2 protein-coding genes and 1 pseudogene are annotated in these 2589 nt (G+C 61.4%); 2 read left to right on the top strand and 1 reads right to left on the bottom strand.

What is annotated here, in order from left to right:
* On the bottom strand, positions 1-1397 hold a 1397-nt coding region (locus ACGVKB_RS09985), incomplete at its 3' end, for an ATP-binding protein (RefSeq protein ID WP_392351590.1).
* A gap of 155 nt (positions 1398-1552) precedes the next feature.
* On the opposite strand from ACGVKB_RS09985, the gene miaA reads away from it, so the two are divergent.
* The gene (miaA, locus tag ACGVKB_RS09980) at positions 1553-2449 is read left to right on the top strand and encodes a tRNA (adenosine(37)-N6)-dimethylallyltransferase MiaA (protein ID WP_392351589.1); all 897 of its coding nucleotides are present in this window, start codon (positions 1553-1555) and stop codon (positions 2447-2449) included.
* 57 nt (positions 2450-2506) lie between these two features.
* A pseudogene (locus ACGVKB_RS09975) lies at positions 2507-2589 on the top strand (translation initiation factor IF-3); the annotation flags it as partial.

The raw sequence follows: 2589 nt of genomic DNA, 5'->3' as shown, positions 1-2589 counted from the left end.
CCCCGCAGCGGAAGGATGGCCTGGAAGCGACGATCGCGACCCTGTTTCGCCGAGCCGCCTGCGGAGTCACCCTCAACGATGTAAATCTCAGACTCGCTGGGATCCCTGGAACTGCAGTCCGCCAGCTTGCCGGGAAGGGTTGAACTCTCCAGCACACTCTTACGACGCACCAGCTCGCGAGCACGCCGAGCGGCCTCCGCAGCGTTAAAGGCCTGGATTGCTTTCTCCAGGATCAAACCAATCACCGATGGATTGAATTCCAGGAATTGGCTGAGCGCTTCTCCAACCAGGTTGTCGACAATGCCGCGCACCTCGGTGTTGCCGAGCTTGGTTTTGGTTTGCCCCTCAAATTCCGGCTCGGGAACCTTGACCGACAGCACAGCGGTTAAACCTTCGCGGATATTTTCTCCGGCCAGGTTGGAATCGGCCTCCTTGCGTTTGCCCAGCTTCTTGGCGAAAGCGTTGAGGGTTCTGGTGAGGACGGTCTTCAGACCCTCGATGTGGGTGCCACCATCGACCGTTCGGATGTTGTTGGCAAAGCCAAGGATGCTGTCGGAATAAGCATCGGCACACCACTGCAAGGCCGCTTCAACTTGAACACCATCTTTTTCGGCATTCACATAAATGATTTCCGGATGAAGGGAATCCTTCTCCGCATTCATGTAGGAGACATATTCCTTGATTCCCCCTTCATAGAAATAGGTTTCTTCGTGGGGATTCCCTTCGGCATCGCGAGCAGATTCACGCTCATCGCGGAACACGATTCGCACGCCACCATTGAGATACGCCAGTTCGCGCAGACGCGCTGAAAGTGTGGCGTAATCAAAAACAATCCCGATCGTGAAAATCTCGATGTCGGGCTTGAAGCAAACCGTGGTTCCGGTCGCGCCCTCCTCCGACGACGGCTGATCTTCCGAGGCCAAGCTGCCGATGGCGGCACCGCGCTCGAAGCGCTGGCGATGCACCTGCCCCTGTCTGCGAACCGTGACCTCCACCCATTCACTGAGGGCGTTGACCACGGACACACCAACCCCGTGGAGACCGCCGGAGACCTTGTAACCACCAGCACCGAATTTGCCACCGGCGTGGAGCACGGTCAGCACGGTTTCCAGAGCGCTCTTGCCGGTACGCGGGTGGACATCCGTTGGGATGCCGCGGCCGTTATCGCTGACCTGCGCCGAGCCATCGGCCCCGAGGACCACATCAATGCGATCGCAGTGGCCCGCCAGGGCCTCGTCCACCGCGTTATCGACCACCTCATACACCAGGTGGTGCAATCCCCTCGGCCCGGTGGAGCCGATGTACATCCCGGGACGCTTGCGGACGGGCTCAAGGCCCTCCAGCACCTGAATCTGCTCAGCGCCGTAGGCGTTCTGGACCTTGGAAACGTCGCTCATTCCGAGACTCTCGATCCAGGAAACAGGGTTCAGAACAGCCGCTAGGGCTTTGAACCTCAATCTGGCAATGTCAATCTACCACTGGCTGTCTACAGGGGCTTGCAGAGGCCTCTGAGGCCCCTTTTCAAGTTGGGGTGCATCCCCGAGCGATCACCATGCCTGTCAACCCCCTGGTCATCGCCCTGCTGGGGCCCACCGCCAGCGGCAAGACCGCCCTTTCGCTCGACATCGCTGAACGGCTGGGCCTTGAGGTGATCAATGTCGACTCCAGGCAGCTGTATCGGGGCATGGATGTGGGCACCGCCAAACCCACGCCCGAGCAACAGGCACGGGTGCGTCACCACCTGCTGGACCTGCGCGAGCCCGACCAACCGATCACCCTGCAGGAATTCCAGGCCGCCGCCGAGCCCTGCATCGAGCACGCCCTGCAGACGCAGGGCATAGCCCTGCTGGTGGGTGGCAGCGGTCTGTACCTCAAGGCCCTCACCCACGGACTGAAGCCGCCGGCGGTGGCCCCGCAACCCCAGCTGCGCACACAACTGCAACAGCTGGGCCAAGAGATCTGCCATCCCTTATTGCAGCAATCGGACCCAACCGCCGCCGCCAAAATCGCACCGGCCGATGCCGTGCGCACCCAACGGGCCCTGGAGGTGCTTTACGCGACTGGTCGGCCCATCAGCAGCCAGGCCAGCGCCACCCCGCCACCCTGGCGGGTGCTGGAGCTCGGCCTCAACCCAGCCAACCTGCGGGAGCGGATCGGCCAACGCACCAAGGCCCTGTACCAAAACGGCCTGGTGGAGGAAACAACGGCACTCGCGGAGCGCTTTGGTCGTGCGCTGCCCTTGCTGCAAACCATCGGCTACGGAGAAGCGCTGGAGCTCCTGGAGGGATCCCTGAGCCGTGAGCGGGCCATCACCCTGACCAGCCAACGCACCCGTCAGTTCGCCAAACGTCAACGCACCTGGTTCCGGCGGCAGCACACACCGCACTGGCTCGCCGGCGAGGATCTTGTAACCGAGGCGATGACGTTGATCGAGGGACATCTAAGGTGAAGGATGCAGACCTTTTTGTTCCACCCGTCGTCTGCGCCTGAACCTGTCACTGCCTGAATGCCCCCACGTCCCCGTTTTGATCGTCGTGCTCCTGTTCGGGAGCTGCCCAACATCAACGAACGCATCAACTACCCCCAGTT

This window comes from Parasynechococcus sp., assembly GCF_042954325.1.
GTDB lineage: Bacteria > Cyanobacteriota > Cyanobacteriia > PCC-6307 > Cyanobiaceae > Parasynechococcus.
Note: the sequence above shows the minus strand (reverse complement) of the source record. Positions and strands in the feature narration are given on the sequence as shown.

Excerpts from the sequence above, each read along its gene's own strand:
- miaA (WP_392351589.1), top strand. The coding sequence starts at position 1,553 with ATGCCTGTCAACCCCCTGGTCATCGCCCTGCTGGGGCCCACCGCCAGC.